Below are 1,482 nucleotides of genomic sequence, written 5' to 3'. Positions count from 1 at the left end.
CTATAGGAAGGTTCAATGAAACTGCAATTTACGCAAGCGAGCTGGCGAAGAGCATTGGCAGTAATTGCAGTGCAATAGCCTATTACGATGATGCATTAGGAAGATTTGTTACTCATACAGTAGGAGCGAGCTTAGGTAATTTCGAGCTACAGCGTGGAAAAGGCTATCTGGTATATGTGACTGGCGTTACCGCATGGAAAAACGAATAATCTCTTTTTTATATCGATATTTTACGTCGAAATCTATGTCGCAGAGTATTTACTCCTGCAATTAAGATAAGAGCCAGAATTGCAGCTGCAATACTAACGTCTGGTATGAATGCAGGCTTTTTCTGTGCTGGCGCTACTAGCTCAGGGCTCTTCGCTAGTACAAAGACTTGCTCAAGAGGCTCTTCCTGAGTCAAACTTATTGTTCTTTGCCCTGTTTGATAGCCTGACCTCTCAGCAGTTAGGTTATAAATACCAACCGGAAGCCCTAGAATTTTGTAATAGCCTGAGAGGTTAGTATAAGCATGAGCTGTATAGTAAGGAGAGCTTGCAGTAACTTTTGCACCAACAACTGGGTTGTTATTTTCGTCGATAACGTATCCGAAGATATAGCTTCTAACTGCTTCTGCAGTAAAGTTTGCCCATGCAATTCCAAGAGGCTCTACTAAAACCGTCTTCGCCTTGAATCGGAGCTCGTCAGCTGTTACTCGCACCCAATACCGACCCTTGCGAATATTAAGAAATTCATAACTGCCGTCTTGGTCTGTTGCTGTGCTCTCAACAGTTGCAGTTTCACTCAGCAATTCTACAGTAGCTCCTCTGATAGCATTGCCGTAGGAGTCTTTAACGAAACCTTTCACGGTGCCTTTAGTGACTATTGTGAAAGACCAGCTTGCATTGCAAGGATTGCCGGCTCTATCCCTCAACTCAACGTAAACGGTATATTCGCCATCATCTAAACCACTTAACGGAGGATTATAAGTTACCGATTTGTTGGTTATAGTAGGAGCTACAGCGCGATTATTTATTTTTAGTATTACAGACTCCACGTCAATTCCCTCTTCACCCTTGGGCGAGTCTGTATAATTTATAGAAATAACAGGTGTAGAATCTGTAATAATACTGCCGTTCGGAGGATTTGCTGTGTTAAGGTCAATAACAGGGGCTGTAGCATCGTAATAAAGTGCAAGCGTCACATTTTCTGCTGGCTTGGCATGCTCTACTTTTACAGGTCTTTCATCGCGCCAGTAATGTTGCTTTTTCGCTTTTATGGTATAATCTCCAGGAGGTACTGTAATATTGAAATAGCCAGTTGCGTTTGTTAGACTAGAGTTAGAGAAAGTTTCGTTGAAAACAGTTACGTTTGCACTTGCAATGCCTTCTGTTTCGTTAGTTGAATTTATCACTCTGCCTGAAATGTAGCTTGCTACAGGAAGTATAATAACTGTATTATTTCCTGTTTCCGGATGGCTTGCTGTGTTATTATAATTATCAG

Annotated in this window: 2 protein-coding genes; one reads left to right on the top strand and one right to left on the bottom strand. The window is 41.7% G+C overall.

Translation table 11 applies throughout. From position 1 onward, the window contains the following. Window positions 1-209, top strand: a 209-nt coding sequence (locus QMD21_07715; protein MDI6856649.1) for a hypothetical protein, incomplete at its 5' end; no start/stop codon positions are given. 8 nt (window positions 210-217) lie between these two features. Here QMD21_07715 and QMD21_07710 read toward each other — a convergent pair. Next, window positions 218-1,482, bottom strand: a 1,265-nt coding sequence (locus QMD21_07710; GenBank protein ID MDI6856648.1) for a carboxypeptidase regulatory-like domain-containing protein, incomplete at its 5' end; no start/stop codon positions are given.

The sequence above is a fragment of the Candidatus Thermoplasmatota archaeon genome (assembly GCA_030018475.1).
GTDB lineage: Archaea > Thermoplasmatota > JASEFT01 > JASEFT01 > JASEFT01 > JASEFT01.
Note: the sequence above shows the minus strand (reverse complement) of the source record. Positions and strands in the feature narration are given on the sequence as shown.